We start from the raw sequence: 16,915 nt of genomic DNA, 5'->3' as shown, positions 1-16,915 counted from the left end.
ACTGAAATTGAAGAGTTAAAGCCGCAAGGAGAGAAGACATGAAACTACGAGTTAAACTTACTATTTTTGCAGTCATTCTGGGTATGTTGATGATTCCGGCTTATTTTATTTTACAGACATTTGGTGTATTTCAAAAAGAGACAGTATTATCTGACTATGCTCTGGCCGTTGATGTTAATGGGAAGTCCTATGGGGCCTGGCCGCTGATTAACAGTTTTGCAGCGATGGACAAAGAGGAAGATAACCGTCAGTTTTATTACCGAATTGATATGAATCATATCCAATACCTGTTTAATCTGGCCTATAAGGAGTATGATGTGAAGCCCGGCGGGGACAATCCGTATCTGGCTGGTACGGTAAACTATCAACGCACAGATCACAACTATGTGCAGACCGAGAGAAAGTATGAGAACGCCAATGAATTCACAACGGTTTTGAATCTGTATGATCAGGATGGGCAGGTGATCTACACCTACAATAACACCGGCAAGGGAGATAAACAGCTGGTAGAATCCATCATTCATCAGGGAATGAGCCGTAATAGTGGCGGTAGTAGCGAAGCTGCCCGCGATCCGCATATCAATATTACGGCGTTATTTCGCGACAAGCTTAACATTGATGTGAAACTGACGGTGGATGAGGAACACAAAGTGGTTACTATTCGAATGAACAAATCGGAGGCGAGATGATGAATGAGTATGGTGTACAACACGGACCTGCTTATCTGGAAGGATTAATTAGGAAGGAAGAGAACATAAAGTCCGATGAAGTGGAGTGGAAAGGCAAACTTCAAATGAGTGATGGTCATGATAAATTCCATATTTTTTATTATGGTGACTTGACTGAAGATGATCTGATTACCTGGCATGATTCGACACCTCTTCTTGTATATGCGGAGCATACGGTCACGGGTGAGCGCTATCTGCTCATTGATACCGCCAAGCACGGCTATGATGCTATGTTATGTGAGACCTATTCGGAAGACGCACTACATGACAGACCCCTTCGTCCTTACCTGGATGTTGAAGGTGAGGACATATTTGAAGTAGAGTTGACGGCTTACTACAATGTGCCTTGGGATGAAGAGTTTGGCGAAGATGTAGATGAAAATGGTGCATATGAACTGATTACGGGAGAGAGCATGCATTTTGATCAGGTCAAGCGTGATGGATATGATGCCTTTGCCGTTCGCATTCTGAATCGTAAAGGAGTATGGACTGAAATTGTACAGGAAGAACTGGCTTAGATCCTGAAAACGAATGAACAAACTGAGATGGGAGATGTCGAAAAATGTATATTGTATCCCGTGTAATTAAGCCGGTTCCAACAGAGGAACTGGATCACTTTGAACAACAGCACGGCATCTCGCTACCTTTGTCATACCGCACCTGGATTGAGCACTACGGGGAAGGTACATATACGGGGTGGATGAATGTGCAGAGACCGGACCCAGAAGTGTTGAAGCCTTTTGTTGAATATGATTTTTGGATACATACGGATGATTCGCCTATAAGTCAGCATCAACTTGAGCAGTGCATCTCCATCGGCAGTTCTGTAGATGGAGATTTCCTTGCTGTTCATCCGGAAGTTGAGGGGCTGTTGTGGCTACCGCGTCATGATGAAAATATCACCTTATGGACATGCTCGGAGACTGAATTTGGCGAAACGCTGGACCGGATCTATTGTGGGTATTACCATCAGGATAAACCAATAACGCCACTTTACTTTGAGCCGTGGAATGAGCTGCGGAAACATACGTTTTACCATTTTTCAGGGACGGAACAGGGAAGCTCCATGAAGGAACTCGCCGATACATGCAAAACAGAATTTAAGTGGGATGCTGTGTTGGAGAATGAGTACATGTGCAAGATGTTCATGGTGTCGATGGGAGGATATTTACGATTTAACTATGCTGCTGGGAGAGAAGTTGCCCTGTTCTATGAAGAAAAGAATGGTGCGGAGGAGGCGACGGATAACGAAATCAGTTTGTTTTTGCAAGCACATCATTGTACGGCATATGAATAGGGCTTGAGTGGAGGGAAACCTATGAGTTGGTTAAAGGAAGACATTGCGGAACAATGGCGCAATGAAGGCAAGCGTTATGCAAGGGATGTTAATGCATTTGTCCGGAGAAGTATGTGTGGAGAGCAACCGGATGAATCCGAGCTGGAGGGAGACTCCAGAAGCGGAATGAGTACTGAAGTATTCCAGATGGTGAGACAGGCCAATCTCCACGGTGACTTGGAGATGCTTCGACGTGAGCTACCCGCAGCGACGTGGCCATTGAACGAGGCGTTTCAGGCTTCCATGCAAGCGGTCAAAGTTGTAGGTTATCTGAACGAGGAAACGATTGTATGTAATACGGGAATTTTCACGGAGAATAGTCAGATATATGCGATGGATCAGCACGGATGGCAGTTGATCACTCCATATACTTTTGCAGGTTGCTCATCGGATGGACTTGACTTTGCGCTTGCAGGACCGGATGGGATTCGTATCATTCGTCAGCCAGATCGCAAGTTGGAAGGACAGGAGATAGCGACATATCAATGGGTAGATATTCAAGCCCGGATACAGTCGGCATTACCTCGGATTGAATCACTTGCGGACTGTGAGCATCCCGAACGGACACTTGAAGGACTTATACCTATCGATGAAGGCAAAGCACTACTCATACATTCAAGATACGGGATATATCTCGTCACACAAGCCCAGGTGACCTTGCTTCATCCCGATCTGGCAGAGATCGAAGAGTATGAGCTAGAGGATACACAGATAGATATGGGACATGCAGCTGTATCAAGGGATGGTAGATGGATTGCCTATGGCAGCCAAGGAAGCAATCATATGGTGATGGACCGTCGGCTGAGCAAGACATACTCTCTCTATCCAGAATCGAGCTACCCTCATTATGCAGCATTCACCAGTGATAACCAGACTGTCTGGTTTAACGCATGTCATTTCTATAACGGGGTCACGATACAGGTCCCGCTGGAATCAATTGCAGGCAACGAAACGAAGGAAGATTGGCCAGTGATGGATGAGAATGCACGTGTGTATGCAGCAGTGGAAATAGAGGCGGGTATGGTGCTTGGAGATGCATACGGTTATCTGTATTGTGTGAATAACAAGGGAAAGGAAGTATGGCGCCATTTTGTAGGTAGTACGATCTATTCTCTCGCCGTATCACCAGAGCAGTCTAAGCTGGCAGTTGGTACATATGGTGGCATGCTGCATGTGCTTGATCTTCGTTCCAAAGAAATGGACGAGTACGGGATCGGTACAGGCACTCTTCGTGAGTTGGAGCGGTATGTGTTGTGGCGTGGAGAAGAACCTCTTCGCTGGTAAGGTCGTATTACAACCTGCAAGGGGGTGAAGGGATGGAACGTGAAGAGGCTGTAACGTTATTAAAATGTCACTCCTTTTCTTATGATGATCTGAGTCATCCCAAGATGGAGAACGGTTTTATTGGCAGTCTGCGGCCTTTCCGTGGACATTTGATTAAGGAGAATTTTCATGAGTTGATGGAGATACTGCGTGTTCTGGCGTCCGAACTTGCACGGCCTTCACTGGATCGGGAAGTCATGGCATGTCTATGGGGAATTACTCATATGGCCCGTGCTTGGGCCGTTGAACCCGAAGGCATGCTTCGCAGCAACAACCTCATTTCCGACGAACAGGTAACATTGATGGAACAATGGCTTAATTTGTTATCTTATGCAGCCATGATTCTGCTTGAAGGCGGCGGAGAGGAAGAAGCGTTTTGGGAATATCATCAATATCTACAAGAAGAGAAGAACTGAGTTAGGGGAGGTGTGGTGAGATTGGAGCCAAATGTATCATTAAACGTGCTAATGGACGAGCTGAATCGCTTGCTGGGTGAGAGAATACAGGATCACGAGATTCGGCAATTGTTTGAAGAATATCAACATCTGGAAGGTGCATCCGAGAAAAGTCTGGATCTATTCGAAAAGGATTATGGCATCAGGCTACCTGGCGATTTTCGTACCTTTTATCAAAGCAAAGATGGCAGTGGTTACGGTTTGCATGTGCTTTACCCCGGTGATGCCGAGAAGGGCCGATGTACACCCTTTTATCTGATGTCATTGGAAGAGATTCGAGAGACCAAACAATACTTCTGTGAAGTGGATGAGAAGCTTGAAGAGTATTATTCTGCCGAAGAGCTCAGCCAGCTGGACCCGGAGATCAAGCCATACCTGTTCCATAAACCATGGATTCCTTTTGCAACGATCGCGGGAGGTTCACTGTATCTGATGCTCGATTTTGATCCAACGGATGAAGGGACGTATGGGCAGATTATTATGTACGTTCACGATCCGGACTTTGTCTATTACCTTACACCTACCTTCACGGATCTCCTCAGCATGTCGAACCGTAATCTGAAGATGATGGATGAGATTACCTATTAAAATCCTGCACGATTAGCAATTCCTTCAATAATAAAGAAGCTGCCGAAGCAGCTCCTTTATCTGAACAAGTAATTTGAATGAGTCTAATGATTACCACTGAAAGAAACGGTGTCCGTGAAATCCTCCACCTGGAGGTCCTCCGTGTCCACCTGGACCACCCGGCCCGCCTCCATGAGGTCCGCCTGGATAGCCACCTCCTGGGAAATGACCAGAGTGTCCACCGGGGTAACCACCGCCGGGATATCCACCATGCCACCAAGGACCACCGATCGGATATGGTAGTGGAACAGGAACGATGGGCTGGTATGGATAGGGATAAGGGTAAGGATACGGTGGGGGTGACGGATAATAAGGGTAAGGATAACCCGCAGATTGCGGGGATGAAACTGAACCAGGGCCGTATGCCATGTAATAAGCCTCCAATGACTGGATTGATGATATCAGCCTATGCCACAGTGGTTTCAGATGATACAGCAGATTGAAGATTAATGAATAATGAGTAATGAGGGGGAACATATGGTAGCCGTAGCTTTTCACACTGATCCAAGAGGAACTGCCTATGAACTGTTGATTGACGAATTGATCGAGAAGGCAGATCGTTTTATGCTGGTAGACAGACAAAGGTACGAAGAGAACGAGATACCGGAAGTAGTTCGTGTGTTAGAGAGATTGAAGCCCTATCTTGTGGAACGAGCTACGATGGAAGAAATGATGCTAAAAAGCGGAGCCTATTATTCCGAAGGCACCTATTATACATATCGCTGTACGCCGGAATCGGGTCGCGTGCTCAAAGAAGAAGCCAATCGTTTTCAGGATTGGTGTTATCCGTCATTGCCGGACGATCTTTGCTTTATGACAGAAGACGGAAATGATTATTTTTTCTCGGTTGCCCATGAGCATATGTATGGCATGAGGATTACATACAAAGAAGCGAGTGAACTTATGGAGCGGATTCCGGGGTTGTTCTTTGATTTGGACCGTCATAAGGAAATTGATCATCTCCTGGACGATGCGATCAGACATCAGACCGATAAGCTGGATATCAGCTTACATGGTTTAAGTGAGCTTCCCGAACGAATTCGGGAGTTGAAGCACTTGAAGGAGTTGACGATTTTTGAGCAGAATCTGTACTCACTCCCTGCAAGTCTGTTTGAACTTACTTCATTGGAAAGATTGGTCATTACAACGTTGGATCTGGAGTGTATTCCGGCAGAAATCGGGAAATTGAAGCAACTTCAAGAGTTAAGAATTTATTGTGGCAGTCCTTTTGAATCTGCACCTGGTTGGAGGCCCAAACCACAAACTGAGTTGGGATTAAATTGTATCCCGCCTGAGATTGGTGAATTAAGTGAGCTGAAGTATTTGGAGATCGTATATTCTGGTATACGTGAGCTCCCCCCGGAGTTGGAAAAACTGAAGAATCTGCGTGCTTTACTGGTGACAAATGCACTGATTGAGGGAACTCCGGATGTTGTCACAAGAATGCATTGGCTGAAGTATGTAGACTTAATGAATATTCCATTTGGAACCCATTGGGAAGAAGTCTGGGAAATGAAAAAGAACATGTAACAAATAGAGCCCTGCTCGGGATGTCCGAGTCAGGGATATTTGTTATGCGAGGAAAACTTGGCGGAAATGGGCTCACGTATCTGGGCGCTGGGCATAAGCTGGCATATAGGTTATGACCTAAACCGAGAGCGAAGGGCAGGCGTTTTATTTTGGCAACCTCATACATGGATTACACTTTACCAACCACCGAATTTACTTACGATTTGAGCAATAACCCGTTATTCAAGAAGGATGAGAACAACTATATTAACGCTCTTTCCATCAAGCAGTTAAACACACTGGGCAATGCTTCTTTACTGGATATTTTCCTCAACACGGGCAATGTGGTTGAACCACATACGCATCAGAATGCAACGGAGTTGGTATACTGTATCAGCGGTGCGGCAGTTGTTTCCCTCATTAATCCGTTTACCAACGAGCTTCTTCATTTCCCGATTACTCCGGGGCAGGTGGCTAACGTTCCTCAAGGCTGGTGGCACTATGAAGTGGCTACTGCAGATCACACGCACTTACTCGCAATCTTTGATGCTCCTATTCCTGAGGCGATATTTGGCTCAGACACCTTACGTCTTACACCTGCAAAACTTTTGGCTTATACGTACTGTCTGGATGAGAAAAAAGTTCAAGAAGCGCTGGCTCCCATTCAAAAAACAGTGATTATTGGCCCGCCGGCAGATTGCCAGCCTTCAACTGCTCCTGCCTCTAACAGTGCTCCAAATTTGAATCATCAGCCTTACGTAATGCCTAATGTACAACCAAATGTACAGCCAAACATGCAACCCAATGTACAACCAAACATGCAGCCCAACTCACAGCCGAACAACCAACCAAACATGCAACCTTACGTAAACCGTCTTCCGTACTGGGGCACTTGGGTTGATCCACGTATTATTCATGAGCCGGGCTGTCCGTATTATAGAGAGCTTCCTATGAATACGAATAATCAAGAGGACAGATGACGGTCATGAGGCGAGGTTTATCTAATACACATAAGTATTTCAGTTAAATTAGGTATAACAAAAGAAGCGTCCGCAAAGGAACGCTTCTTTTGTTGATTAAAGGTGTCTTCAAACCTGCTGAAAGCCGATGCATACCTGAACGTGTCCGGAGCATGGAGTGCTAACGAATCGTAGGCGTCTTAATCAAGGATTTGAGGCGTGCTCAAAAATCTAAAGAATCTGAGACACGTTATATCAGAATAAACAGCCGTATGAAGTGTTTTTATCGGGGATTTTGGGAAATAACGAGTCTGAGGTTCCTTACAATTTTAACTGAGGACCTAGAGGCCAAATAAGATGTCCTGAGTTCCTAAGAAAATTTTCAACCCATTCCCCAGAGACCGCAGGATAGTACTTCAAGACTTTTTAGGCGCTGACATCCATCATCGATAGCTTGCCTGAGGTTAAAGAAGAACAGCTATTTAATTTACGATGTGTAATTTCGTCCCAGGCCAAGCTCCGTTAATAATTGACGATAAGCTATCGAAGTACGGTCCGCAGGAATATGGGCCTCGGCATACAGATCAAGGGGTAGATCCTCCGGTTTCTGTGACTCGACCATCTCGCGGTCTTCTTCAAATACCTGCAAGTTGAACTTGATTGTGTCTTCAATCGGAGCGTCTTTGTCAAAGTTGCGTGTGATTGGACAGAATAAACGTGTATAACGGGCAGAGATTGGCGAAGCACAATTCAGAATATTCAGCTTGTCGTCTCCTGGGAAATGTACCGTAAGAGAAGCCGCAAAAGGTGGGAACACTCGAAACTCGCGCAGCCATTGGAAACCTTCAGGTGCAACAAGATCTTGCCCTTTGCCATAGTTACTTACAGTACTCCAATACTCCGCCAGTAACTCATTACCTTCGCGTTTCACTTTGTATTGGGGGACTTCGGTGTTGTTTCGGTCACCAAACGTTTCGGTATGCACATAGGCAAAATGGGATACATCCAGGAATCCCTCCATTTGTCGTCCAGAGGAACCGGCAATGTCAAAGTTGGGTGGCAAAATATTGATATAATCCGGATCATCCCATCCAGGGAAGGAGGGGATCTGTTCTTCCGTTCCCGCCAAAGTGGTCCAGATCAAGCCATAACGTTCGACTGCCGGGTACACGATAAGTTTGAGCTTAGGCGAGATCTTGGAGCTTGGGTGCGCAGGTACTGCGGTACATTTTCCTTCACAATTATAACGGAAACCATGATAAGGGCAGACAATCTCGCCATTTTCTACCCAGCCTTTACTAAGTGGGGCCCCGCGGTGAAAACAAAGATCCTTGGCTACCACAATCTGATCATTACTGCGGTAGAGAACAAGCTTCACATCGAGTAATTGAGCAGCCAAGGGTTTGTCTGTTACTTCGGTTGCTTGGGCTACCGGGTACCAATATTGGGATAATACATGCCAGTCTTCGGCGGTGAACGTACAGCCTCTAGGCAATTCGGACGTCACATTACGGTTTGCATTGGAAGTTATCATAGGAAACACTCCTTGCCGATATGAATAAACGATTCTCTTTTTATGTTAGAAAAGTTAACTTAATTAGCCGTATGTTACTACTCTTTTGGTCAAAATATCAATATATCCAACCTACTTTTGGTTGAAATCACAAACGCTACAGCAAAAACCGTACATGAATACGGAAAAACGCGGATTTTTATTACATTAGATGTTAATTGTAAAAAGAGAACAACCTTTCCAGTATGTTTTTCCATTACTGATTATTAACTCCATGGAGGTTGTCCTGTCATCAGAATCTAAGTGTGAATATTCGTTAGTTGAGCAACCATTCTTGTGGGCATAAAAAGATTTTCGCAAAGAATGTCACAGATTCCGGCTGTCATTTGTCTACAGTATGTAAACCAAATGACGGAGGCGAATGAGAAATGAATTTAAGAACGAACTACAGAGTAGCGAGTCCAGGCGCATTTAAAGCGATGATGGCGATGGAGCAATATATATCCGGGCAATTTGAGAATAAAGTGTTATACGAGTTGTTGAAAATCCGCGTGTCCCAGATTAATGGCTGCGCCTTTTGTCTCGATATGCATGCCAAAGATCTGATGAAACTGGGAGATTATGCGGATCATATTTTATTGCTGAGTGTGTGGCGTGAAGTGCCTTTCTTCACGGATCAAGAACGTGTTATGCTGGAGCTGGCTGAAGCGGTGACCCGAATCTCGGAACACGGTGTACCCCTTGCGTTGTACGATAAGGTCCGTGAACATTTCAGTGAATCCGAACTGGTGGATCTGATCCTGGCCATTAACACGATTAATAACTGGAACCGCATTGCGATCACAACTGGGATGTATCCGGGTTGCTTTAACTAAAATACACGCACCATGCCAGAGGGGGCCATTCTTATGAATTCCAATCTCCACGCCAATGAGCCAGAAGTGTCTTCTCTGGATGTTGGTGAGTTGTATATTCGTTATAAAAAATATGCATTTTCAATAGCTTATCGCATGTTGGGCAGTGTGGCAGAAGCTGAAGATATTGTGCAGGATTGTTTTGCGGGGATTCAGAGCACGTCTGCTCAGGATATTCGTAATCCCAAATCCTACATCGCCAGATTGGTGGTGAATCGAAGTTTGAATCTGCTAAATTCCGCCCGTAATCAGCGGGAAAGTTATGTTGGTGAGTGGCTGCCAGAGCCGATGGGTGACAGTGAAGAGGCGAACATGCCAGAGGAAACGATGGAGAAAAAAGAGCTGATCTCCTACGCCTATCTGGTCATGTTGGAGCGTCTATCGCCCATGGAACGGGCTGTTTTTGTCCTTCGTGAAGCGTTCCGATATGATTATTCCGAAATAGCGGATTGGCTGGGCAAAACGGAGAGTAACTGCCGTCAAATCTTTAGCCGTGCCAGACGAAATCTGCCCGAAAAACTTCCGCCGATCGAGCAGAGTGATGCGGATATGATAGCCAAAGGTGAATTGCTGAGCCGTTTTACAACGGCTTTCCTTCGTTATGACGTCTCTGCCATGCTGGAGTTATTGGCAGATCAGCCTGTATTTACAGCAGATGGCGGTGGCGTTGTGCATACGGTTATGAGAACAATGAATGTGCACAAAGGTGTGCTTGCACTCCTGACCTCACGGCGAGTCCTTACGCGATTGCGTGAAAGGGAATGGGTACCGATGTGGATCAATGGCGAACTTCAACTCGCGTTGATGAAAGAAGGGCAGTTGTCCGAGGTACTCTGTTTGGAGTTGGACGCTTCCGTAGAGCGGATTGAGGGTGTGTATCTCGTCGTCAATCCGAACAAACTTACATCAATAGTGACTTAAACTCTTTGATCCAAACGTAAGGACTTGATATGTAAACTTCAAAGCGACAACCTCTGTCACGAGGATTGCCGCTTTTTTGGCATTCACATTTTGCGATTCAGCATCCGATTATTCACGGGCAAATTGTTGTTGAACAGGTTCAATGATTGCTCTGACTTCAGGTGTAAGCTCATCATTGTTCTGATTAAGAACCCGTAAAATCTTTTCCATAGTGTCCAGAAGAACACTCTCCGTATTGGGCTCCCGCTTAGCCAAAGCTTTCTCGTAAGCCTGTTTCACCACAGGGTCCATGGTGCGAATTTCTTCATCCGTGTACCAATCATAAGCAGGCGTGTTGTCACTTCCGTAAAACAGATAATCCACAAATAACCCTTGCTTCACTGCTGATGTGCGATTGGAATTCGGGAAGTTGTTCAAAAAGGCTTCTTTCTCCAATGCACGCTGGATTAATTCGTTCCAAGAGATGATAATGCCCCCATCTGAAGTCGTCATTTGGTTGGACTCGGTAGCCATAATATTAATGTATGCAGCAATATCAGCCTTAACAAAAGGTTTGAACTTTTGATATATCTCATAATTGATGATGGGGTAATACAAGCCTTCACTGGTTTCCAGTTTGAACCCGAGATCTGAAGCTTCCTGCAGAAGTTTCTTCACGGTCGGATCTTTAATTTCTTTGAGCAGACGACTATATGTAAGCTTCTGTTCGTAACCAAGTTGTTCATGGGCTTGAGATATGGCCTGTTGAAATTGTTCCGTATACATTTGGTAATCCATATCAGCCAGCTTCACGTTCTGCATGTTCTCCAGTTGCAACGTCATTAGTGTGGCCTGCCAAGGGTCGACTTTATCGATATGATTCATCAGGTATTTACGCGCTTTAACCAGACTTTCTGTGGACTTCACTGCTTCTGTTCGATAGGTTTGGAATTGATGATACACCGCTTTGGAAGCAGGGACAGATGCAGCGAGTGTTGTTGAAGGTGTAATTATTGCGCCAATGGCAGTACAGCCGAGAGCCATAGCCAGTAAACCAAGTTTAGCAGGTTGCTTCCATCTCATTTGTATACCTCCCCATTAATGAAGAAAAAGCCATTTGAATTCTCGTATAACGGCATTTCACCCTATTTTATATGTATGATCCTTAAGTTGAATATGTACGGGTTTGTCTTTGATTAAACCAGTTTCTGGTAACCAAATCAAGAGTCTTAAGCAGGAAATGATTATAAATAACCAAAGAACAGCCCCTAAAACCCGCATGGGTTGAAGAGACTGATCTGGGGAAGCGGATTTTATTTTCTAATTAATGAAGTGGTTTATTGTTAATAGGCATCTGAGGTGCTCCGGTTGCTGGAATGTATGCCTGAAGCATCTGTTGTGTATCACTTGGAGTGAGTTGAGGTACTTGATAATAGGCATTTTTATTCTGGAACATGAAAATTTCATAGGCCATCTCGATAAAATGCTGGATCTGAGAAGCGATGACCCGGCGAACCGTTCCATTTGTGATCTCGCTACAGGACATGCCGAGCAGACTCGCATGTGACTTGATCAGTCCCAGCATATGACCGCTAATCCCGGCATCCTTTACATCAGCTAAGCTCTGGTTTGGTTTTTTCGGTGCTGATGGCTTAAGGCCATATACCGGTGGTACCATGTTGGGGATCATATAGGTAGCTGTCTCTTGATGAGGCTTCTGTCCGGATGCAAAACACTCTGCTGTCAGATTGTACTGGGATAATATGAAGTTGTACTGCCGGTCCAGAATGCCAATCAGTTCCTGGCTCTGCACAAAAGTACGAAAGATCATGTATTGATCCAGCACGTTAATGGTGGAGGACAGAATCTCATGCACATCGAACATCTCATGGCCGCCATGATTCATGTTAGGGGTGACATTTGGATTGGTGTTCAATGTGGGTTGTACTACATTCTGAGGGTTCATGGAATTTGGATTCATTGTAAATTTGATTCTCCTTTGGTAAATGGTATGATTCTATATAAGTTGAACGAAAGAATATTTACACTTGCCACTCCGATGACAGAACAACCTTCCGATCGCTGTTATCCCCAGATTTTTAATTCGATTTTACAAAGGTGAAAATCCGGTGATAAGCTTATGCTTCCGAAGTAGCTTTCTTGTAGAAAGCTTTTAGCGAACGCTTCACTTCTTCAGGTTCTTTCTGTCCTCTGCGTTCTCGTGCAAATGTATAGTTCAACTTCTATAGTATGCTTGGAAAGTAGTAAACTTATGTAAAGTGTTAGGAGTATACGCACAAATAGGAACAGGCATGGTGGTGGTTAAGGATGGAAGAGACCGATTGGGGTGTAGCAAAGGATTTGTTCGTCAAACATTATGGGAGCGCTATACAGATGCATCGAGAAGGCGTGTATGCCGACTATAAGCGATGGGACGTACCCCAAGAGTTAGAGGAACAATGGATAGGGGAGCGAATTCAACAATTAAGTTCCGAGCTGTCTATCATGAATTGGGATGCGGTGGATGAACTTGCGTTGATTGCCAAACATCGAACAGAACCAAGTATAATTAAGGCTATTACAGCATTTGCTTCAAGACAATTGAAGAGTGCGGACAGTATGGTTCGTCTCGTGTATGCTGAACGTCTGATTGAGCTGATCAAACGGTATGAATCCTCTCTGCCGATGGACAAGTTACGGGAAACCTATCAACTGACGATGGATTTGCTGGTTGATGTGGCGACTAAACCGTTGGTGCTTGATCCAGGGCATGAATTACAGCAGTATGGATTAAAGGATAAACGAGGATTGAATTTGCGTGTGGAAAAGAATAAGGAAGAAATCATCCGCTATTTTCGAAACTAATTGAATTTTATCAAGTGAGGTCAGAATCATTGAGAAAACTGAATTATATTCGCATATTTATTTTCCTTAGTGTGGTCACCATAGTAACGCTTGGATTGTACTATGTAGCTGCTGATAGGCTGGATCAGCGTTATTTCCGCTTCCTGATCTGGAATCTGTTCTTGGGCTGGATTCCTTTTGTGTTCTCTTATGCAGCCTATCTTCTAAGTGATGTGAAATGGAAAGGTGCCGCATGGCTTGCAGTCGCAAGTGGTCTGCTATGGTTGTTATTTTTCCCGAACTCTTCTTACATTGTTACGGATCTGGTTCATCTGACAGCGAGAAGTTCCCGGTATTATGGTGGGAATGGGGTGGACTATACGTATTGGTACGACTTAAGTGTTGTATTAATGTTTGTCTGGACTGGACTCCTGCTTGGATTCCTGTCGATGTATCAGCTTCAGGAAGTGATTTATCACCGAATTGGACGCTGGGCATCCTGGATCTTTGTACTGGCAGGTTGTGCTTTGGGAAGTTACGGGGTATTGCTTGGACGTGTATATCGACTGAATAGCTGGGATGCACTGACGAATCGCGAGATGCTGATTGAACTGATGCACGAAAGTGTAAGCCGTCCGTCTCTGGCGTTTTGCCTGTTTTTTGGCACGTTTATCACTACAATCTATGCCACATTGTATTATCTGATCAATACGAGGGCTCCACGGGAAAAGAAGAAGAGTGCAGGAAGTCCCGAATCGGACCTGCAAGCGTTACGCTAACTCATGTTTTCTTAAGGCCGAACTCATTAGATCTAATCTTAATGTATATTGCTTAAAGGGCTGTTCCAAGTCATACCCATGGCTATTGGAACAGCCCTTTAACATTGGATCCAGCGGAGGATGTTCTGAATAAAAATACCTCTACTTATCAGTGATTAACTCAAGGATTGTTTTCACAACCAGTTCAGGTTCATCGTGAATAATCATATGCCCACTGCGGGTGGCCACAATGAGCTGACTATCCTTCGATATATTCAACATGTTCCGTTGCCCCGATTGCCATATGGATTCGAGCTTCTGCCCAATGTCAACCGGAATCCCTGCACTAGCATAGTCTTGAGGACGTCCGCGTGCAATGATACGTACAGGGATTAATCCAAGACTTTGGCCACGAATGGCATCTTCTGTTGAATGGGCGTGGAGGGCTTCTTCTTCTTTGGCGTGAAAATAGGAAGGGGTAGCAATCACATTAACAAAAGTATCCCGATCTTGCTTGGCAACCAGACCATCAAGCATAAAGTCTGGAAATAATCTGAAAGCTCCAGATACCTTCAGTAAAGATAACAAGGAGGCAGGCGGGTTTCCCTGAAACTGAGCCTGTTCCAACAAAACCTTTGTGTTCCGTTCATCATCCTCAGGTCGCGCATCAATGAGGACAAGGCTCTGAACCTCATTTGAATAGGTCTGTGCAAAGAGTCTAGCATACATACCCCCAAGAGAATGACCTACCATAACGTAAGGGCCGCGTATGTTCTCCTTCTCCAGAGCAGCATGTAAATCTTTGACGATATTTGCACCTGTACGTTCTGTGGGTGCAGATTCACTCCAGGCATATCCTGCGCGATCATACGTGACCACCGTTGCATGTTGGGCTAGTTCCACAGGAATGTCTCTCCACGACAAACTGGTTTCACCACTTCCAGCCTCCATAAGTATGGTCGGTGAACCATTGCCTTGTTTATGAATGTGTAGTTGGTAACCGCCGACTTGAACTAACGTACCTGGAGGTGGAAAGTCCTTTTTGGCCTGCGAGGAAGCAAACCACTCATAGAGGAATGCGGCACCTATCAGTAGTAGTATTGTGCAGAATAACCTTACTATGAAGGTGAAAACTCTGAAATTCTTGCGTGTTGAGGCTGGGGTAGTTGTATGCATGATCTTATGAATTCCTCTCCTACAGCTGTTTTTATATTTTAGTACAATGTATTAAAAAGATTATAGCACAGTGTATTACAAAAAGAGAAGTTTGTTGTATAATGTTGTCATGCCAAAAATCGTAGATCATGAAGCTCAAAGGAAAATCGTTGCTGATGCAGCCATCCGGGTCATTCAAGAGCATGGACTTGAGCATGCTACCGTTCGGAATATAGCAAAGGAAGCGGGACTATCTGTAGGTTCCATGCGTCATTATTTTGCCACACAGGCTGAATTGTTCACCTTTTGCATGAATCTTTTTGCAGAACGGGTACAGAAAAGGGTGGAGGCATTACAGATGAGTGGATCTGTACTGCTGGATATGAAGAATCTGCTCTTGCAATTTCTCCCGTTGGACGAAGACAGAATGATGGAAATGGAGGTCTGGTTTTCGTTTACAGCCAAATTATTGGTGTACCCCGAATTAAAAAAGTTAAGTGATCAGATGCATCAAGGGATGTATCGATCGGTTCAATGGGTAATACAGGAGTTGCACAAGCGGGGGATGACACATCCTGAACTGGATGCCGAGATGGAGATAGAGAAGTTATATGCTCTGGTGGATGGGCTCGCAATACATATGTTAATGCAGCCAGATAGACTTACGGTAAAACGAGTGGAACAAGTGATTGAACAGCACTTTAGCATGCTTTGTCAAACTTAATCTTACGTTGTCTGAAGAAGGGTTATTTCCTTTTATAAGGGAGTAATCCTTCTTTTTATGAAAATATGGCAGGTATGCAGGATATGACGAAGAATTAAGAATGAGAATGTAATGAATACATAGACAAGTAGGTGAACAACAAAATGTTGAATGCAGTAGAGCTGACAACAAAAGTAGAAGAAGTCATGGAACGCGTGAATTTTTCGGGTGTTGTATTACTCCAGCAAGCCGGGAAAACCCTTTTGAATATGAAACGTGGTTATGCAAATCGTAGCGAAGAGCTAGCCAATCAGGTGGACACACGCTTTGGGATTGCATCAGGATGTAAGATTTTCACGGCAGTGAGTATATGCCAACTAATTGAAGCGGGCAAGTTGTCTGCGGATTCCAAGCTTACGGATGTATTGGATGTGGAGTTTCCACTGTGGGACAAAGGGATCACCATCCAGCAGTTGTTAACACACACGTCAGGCATTCCTGATTATTTCGATGAAGAAGTGATGGATGACTTTTCAGAATTATGGAAAGACAGACCCGTCTACGCGATGCGGCGTTTAAGTGACTTTCTGCCCATGTTTCAGCATCTGCCAATGAAGTCTGCTCCGGGTGAACGTTTTCATTATAACAATGCGGGTTTTATTGTGCTGGGACTTATCGTGGAACAACATTCAGGACTGTCATTTACAGATTATGTGGAAGAGCACATTTTCAAAAGGTGTGGCATGAAGGAATCCGGTTATTTCGTAACAGATCAGCTCCCGCGTAACACAGCTTTAGGGTATATCGATCATGAAGATGGCTCTTGGAATACTAATATGTTCTCCATTCCTGTCAAAGGTGGATCAGATGGTGGAGCCTATGTTACGGCACCGGATATGATTCGATTTTGGGGTGCTTTGCTGGGTCACCAATTGTTGAATGAAGAGGCGACACAGCAGTTATTAACTCCACATGCTCATCAAGAGGATGAAGAGTATTATGGGCAGGGTATCTGGATCGACCGTAAAGAGGAAGACATTTTCAAATTTCATGTCATGGGGTTTGATCCAGGAGTGTCGTTCATGTCTTCCGTGTATCGGGACTATGATCTACAACTGGTTGTGGTCTCTAATCAAGAGTCTGGTCCTTATCCAATAACAATTGCTATCGAAGAAGCTTTGGCATGACAAA

Annotated in this window: 19 protein-coding genes; 14 read left to right on the top strand and 5 right to left on the bottom strand. The window is 44.7% G+C overall.

Annotation, left to right across the window (positions count from 1 at the left end; all coding sequences use genetic code 11):
- Positions 1-38: 38 nt before the first annotated feature.
- Genes MHI55_RS19095 through MHI55_RS19070 form a run of 6 tightly spaced genes read left to right on the top strand, consistent with a single transcriptional unit; the run spans position 39 to position 4,430 of the window.
- Entirely contained in the window at positions 39-689 is a 651-nt protein-coding gene (locus tag MHI55_RS19095; RefSeq protein WP_340386627.1) for a hypothetical protein, read from the top strand.
- Positions 686-1,246 carry a hypothetical protein gene (locus MHI55_RS19090; protein WP_036613375.1) on the top strand — a complete coding sequence of 187 codons (561 nt, stop codon included), beginning with the start codon at positions 686-688 and terminating at the stop codon, positions 1,244-1,246. The genes MHI55_RS19095 and MHI55_RS19090 overlap by 4 nt, the downstream gene beginning before the upstream one ends.
- A gap of 44 nt (positions 1,247-1,290) precedes the next feature.
- Positions 1,291-2,025 (top strand): SMI1/KNR4 family protein, encoded by a 735-nt coding sequence (locus tag MHI55_RS19085; RefSeq protein ID WP_340386625.1) that lies wholly within the window; start codon positions 1,291-1,293, stop codon positions 2,023-2,025.
- Positions 2,026-2,046: 21 nt separating this feature from the next.
- Positions 2,047-3,348 carry a hypothetical protein gene (locus MHI55_RS19080; protein WP_340386623.1) on the top strand — a complete coding sequence of 434 codons (1,302 nt, stop codon included), beginning with the start codon at positions 2,047-2,049 and terminating at the stop codon, positions 3,346-3,348.
- 32 nt (positions 3,349-3,380) lie between these two features.
- Complete coding sequence (locus MHI55_RS19075; RefSeq protein ID WP_340386621.1) at positions 3,381-3,803, top strand: hypothetical protein; 423 nt, start codon at positions 3,381-3,383, stop codon at positions 3,801-3,803.
- Positions 3,804-3,824: 21 nt separating this feature from the next.
- The gene (locus tag MHI55_RS19070; RefSeq protein ID WP_340386619.1) at positions 3,825-4,430 is read left to right on the top strand and encodes an SMI1/KNR4 family protein; all 606 of its coding nucleotides are present in this window, start codon (positions 3,825-3,827) and stop codon (positions 4,428-4,430) included.
- 90 nt (positions 4,431-4,520) lie between these two features.
- Here MHI55_RS19070 and MHI55_RS19065 read toward each other — a convergent pair whose 3' ends face one another.
- A complete protein-coding gene (locus tag MHI55_RS19065; protein ID WP_340386618.1) occupies positions 4,521-4,838 on the bottom strand; it encodes a hypothetical protein in 318 nt (105 codons plus the stop codon).
- 87 nt (positions 4,839-4,925) lie between these two features.
- On the opposite strand from MHI55_RS19065, the gene MHI55_RS19060 reads away from it, so the two are divergent.
- Positions 4,926-5,999: a leucine-rich repeat domain-containing protein gene (locus MHI55_RS19060; RefSeq protein ID WP_340386616.1), complete on the top strand. Its 1,074-nt coding sequence runs from the start codon at positions 4,926-4,928 to the stop codon at positions 5,997-5,999.
- A gap of 149 nt (positions 6,000-6,148) precedes the next feature.
- Complete coding sequence (locus MHI55_RS19055; protein ID WP_340386614.1) at positions 6,149-6,958, top strand: cupin domain-containing protein; 810 nt, start codon at positions 6,149-6,151, stop codon at positions 6,956-6,958.
- Between the two features lie 466 nt (positions 6,959-7,424).
- Here MHI55_RS19055 and MHI55_RS19050 read toward each other — a convergent pair whose 3' ends face one another.
- Positions 7,425-8,471 (bottom strand): aromatic ring-hydroxylating dioxygenase subunit alpha, encoded by a 1,047-nt coding sequence (locus MHI55_RS19050; RefSeq protein ID WP_339186828.1) that lies wholly within the window; start codon positions 8,469-8,471, stop codon positions 7,425-7,427.
- Between the two features lie 407 nt (positions 8,472-8,878).
- On the opposite strand from MHI55_RS19050, the gene MHI55_RS19045 reads away from it, so the two are divergent.
- Both MHI55_RS19045 and MHI55_RS19040 read left to right on the top strand, forming a co-directional pair.
- Positions 8,879-9,325 (top strand): carboxymuconolactone decarboxylase family protein, encoded by a 447-nt coding sequence (locus MHI55_RS19045; protein ID WP_036672879.1) that lies wholly within the window; start codon positions 8,879-8,881, stop codon positions 9,323-9,325.
- A 33-nt stretch (positions 9,326-9,358) separates the two neighbouring features.
- Positions 9,359-10,285 (top strand): sigma-70 family RNA polymerase sigma factor, encoded by a 927-nt coding sequence (locus MHI55_RS19040; RefSeq protein ID WP_339186829.1) that lies wholly within the window; start codon positions 9,359-9,361, stop codon positions 10,283-10,285.
- Between the two features lie 108 nt (positions 10,286-10,393).
- Here the strand turns inward: MHI55_RS19040 and MHI55_RS19035 are convergent, their stop codons facing one another.
- Positions 10,394-11,347, bottom strand: coding sequence for a hypothetical protein (locus MHI55_RS19035; protein WP_339186830.1), 954 nt, complete (start codon positions 11,345-11,347; stop codon positions 10,394-10,396).
- 241 nt (positions 11,348-11,588) lie between these two features.
- The gene (locus MHI55_RS19030) at positions 11,589-12,170 is read right to left on the bottom strand and encodes a spore coat protein (protein WP_235193902.1); all 582 of its coding nucleotides are present in this window, start codon (positions 12,168-12,170) and stop codon (positions 11,589-11,591) included.
- 422 nt (positions 12,171-12,592) lie between these two features.
- On the opposite strand from MHI55_RS19030, the gene MHI55_RS19025 reads away from it, so the two are divergent.
- Positions 12,593-13,129, top strand: coding sequence for a hypothetical protein (locus tag MHI55_RS19025; protein ID WP_076250069.1), 537 nt, complete (start codon positions 12,593-12,595; stop codon positions 13,127-13,129).
- Between the two features lie 29 nt (positions 13,130-13,158).
- Positions 13,159-13,887 (top strand): DUF1361 domain-containing protein, encoded by a 729-nt coding sequence (locus MHI55_RS19020; RefSeq protein WP_076250070.1) that lies wholly within the window; start codon positions 13,159-13,161, stop codon positions 13,885-13,887.
- Positions 13,888-14,028: 141 nt separating this feature from the next.
- Here the strand turns inward: MHI55_RS19020 and MHI55_RS19015 are convergent, their stop codons facing one another.
- Positions 14,029-15,042, bottom strand: coding sequence for an alpha/beta hydrolase (locus MHI55_RS19015; RefSeq protein ID WP_076250071.1), 1,014 nt, complete (start codon positions 15,040-15,042; stop codon positions 14,029-14,031).
- A 109-nt stretch (positions 15,043-15,151) separates the two neighbouring features.
- Between MHI55_RS19015 and MHI55_RS19010 the strand changes: the two genes are divergently transcribed.
- A complete protein-coding gene (locus MHI55_RS19010; RefSeq protein WP_076250609.1) occupies positions 15,152-15,745 on the top strand; it encodes a TetR/AcrR family transcriptional regulator in 594 nt (197 codons plus the stop codon).
- A gap of 143 nt (positions 15,746-15,888) precedes the next feature.
- Positions 15,889-16,911, top strand: coding sequence for a serine hydrolase (locus MHI55_RS19005; protein WP_076250072.1), 1,023 nt, complete (start codon positions 15,889-15,891; stop codon positions 16,909-16,911).
- Positions 16,912-16,915 lie beyond the last annotated feature (4 nt).

The organism is Paenibacillus sp. FSL E2-0151 (assembly GCF_037993015.1).
GTDB lineage: Bacteria > Bacillota > Bacilli > Paenibacillales > Paenibacillaceae > Paenibacillus > Paenibacillus amylolyticus.
Note: the sequence above shows the minus strand (reverse complement) of the source record. Positions and strands in the feature narration are given on the sequence as shown.

Coding starts and splice junctions, on each gene's coding strand:
- MHI55_RS19050 (WP_339186828.1), bottom strand. CDS start 8,471: ATGATAACTTCCAATGCAAACCGTAATGTGACGTCCGAATTGCCTAGA.
- MHI55_RS19085 (WP_340386625.1), top strand. CDS start 1,291: ATGTATATTGTATCCCGTGTAATTAAGCCGGTTCCAACAGAGGAACTG.
- MHI55_RS19060 (WP_340386616.1), top strand. CDS start 4,926: ATGAGTAATGAGGGGGAACATATGGTAGCCGTAGCTTTTCACACTGAT.
- MHI55_RS19065 (WP_340386618.1), bottom strand. CDS start 4,838: ATGGCATACGGCCCTGGTTCAGTTTCATCCCCGCAATCTGCGGGTTAT.
- MHI55_RS19090 (WP_036613375.1), top strand. CDS start 686: ATGATGAATGAGTATGGTGTACAACACGGACCTGCTTATCTGGAAGGA.
- MHI55_RS19005 (WP_076250072.1), top strand. CDS start 15,889: ATGTTGAATGCAGTAGAGCTGACAACAAAAGTAGAAGAAGTCATGGAA.
- MHI55_RS19080 (WP_340386623.1), top strand. CDS start 2,047: ATGAGTTGGTTAAAGGAAGACATTGCGGAACAATGGCGCAATGAAGGC.
- MHI55_RS19025 (WP_076250069.1), top strand. CDS start 12,593: ATGGAAGAGACCGATTGGGGTGTAGCAAAGGATTTGTTCGTCAAACAT.
- MHI55_RS19015 (WP_076250071.1), bottom strand. CDS start 15,042: ATGCATACAACTACCCCAGCCTCAACACGCAAGAATTTCAGAGTTTTC.
- MHI55_RS19030 (WP_235193902.1), bottom strand. CDS start 12,170: ATGAATCATGGCGGCCATGAGATGTTCGATGTGCATGAGATTCTGTCC.
- MHI55_RS19040 (WP_339186829.1), top strand. CDS start 9,359: ATGAATTCCAATCTCCACGCCAATGAGCCAGAAGTGTCTTCTCTGGAT.
- MHI55_RS19075 (WP_340386621.1), top strand. CDS start 3,381: ATGGAACGTGAAGAGGCTGTAACGTTATTAAAATGTCACTCCTTTTCT.
- MHI55_RS19045 (WP_036672879.1), top strand. CDS start 8,879: ATGAATTTAAGAACGAACTACAGAGTAGCGAGTCCAGGCGCATTTAAA.
- MHI55_RS19035 (WP_339186830.1), bottom strand. CDS start 11,347: ATGAGATGGAAGCAACCTGCTAAACTTGGTTTACTGGCTATGGCTCTC.
- MHI55_RS19010 (WP_076250609.1), top strand. CDS start 15,152: ATGCCAAAAATCGTAGATCATGAAGCTCAAAGGAAAATCGTTGCTGAT.
- MHI55_RS19095 (WP_340386627.1), top strand. CDS start 39: ATGAAACTACGAGTTAAACTTACTATTTTTGCAGTCATTCTGGGTATG.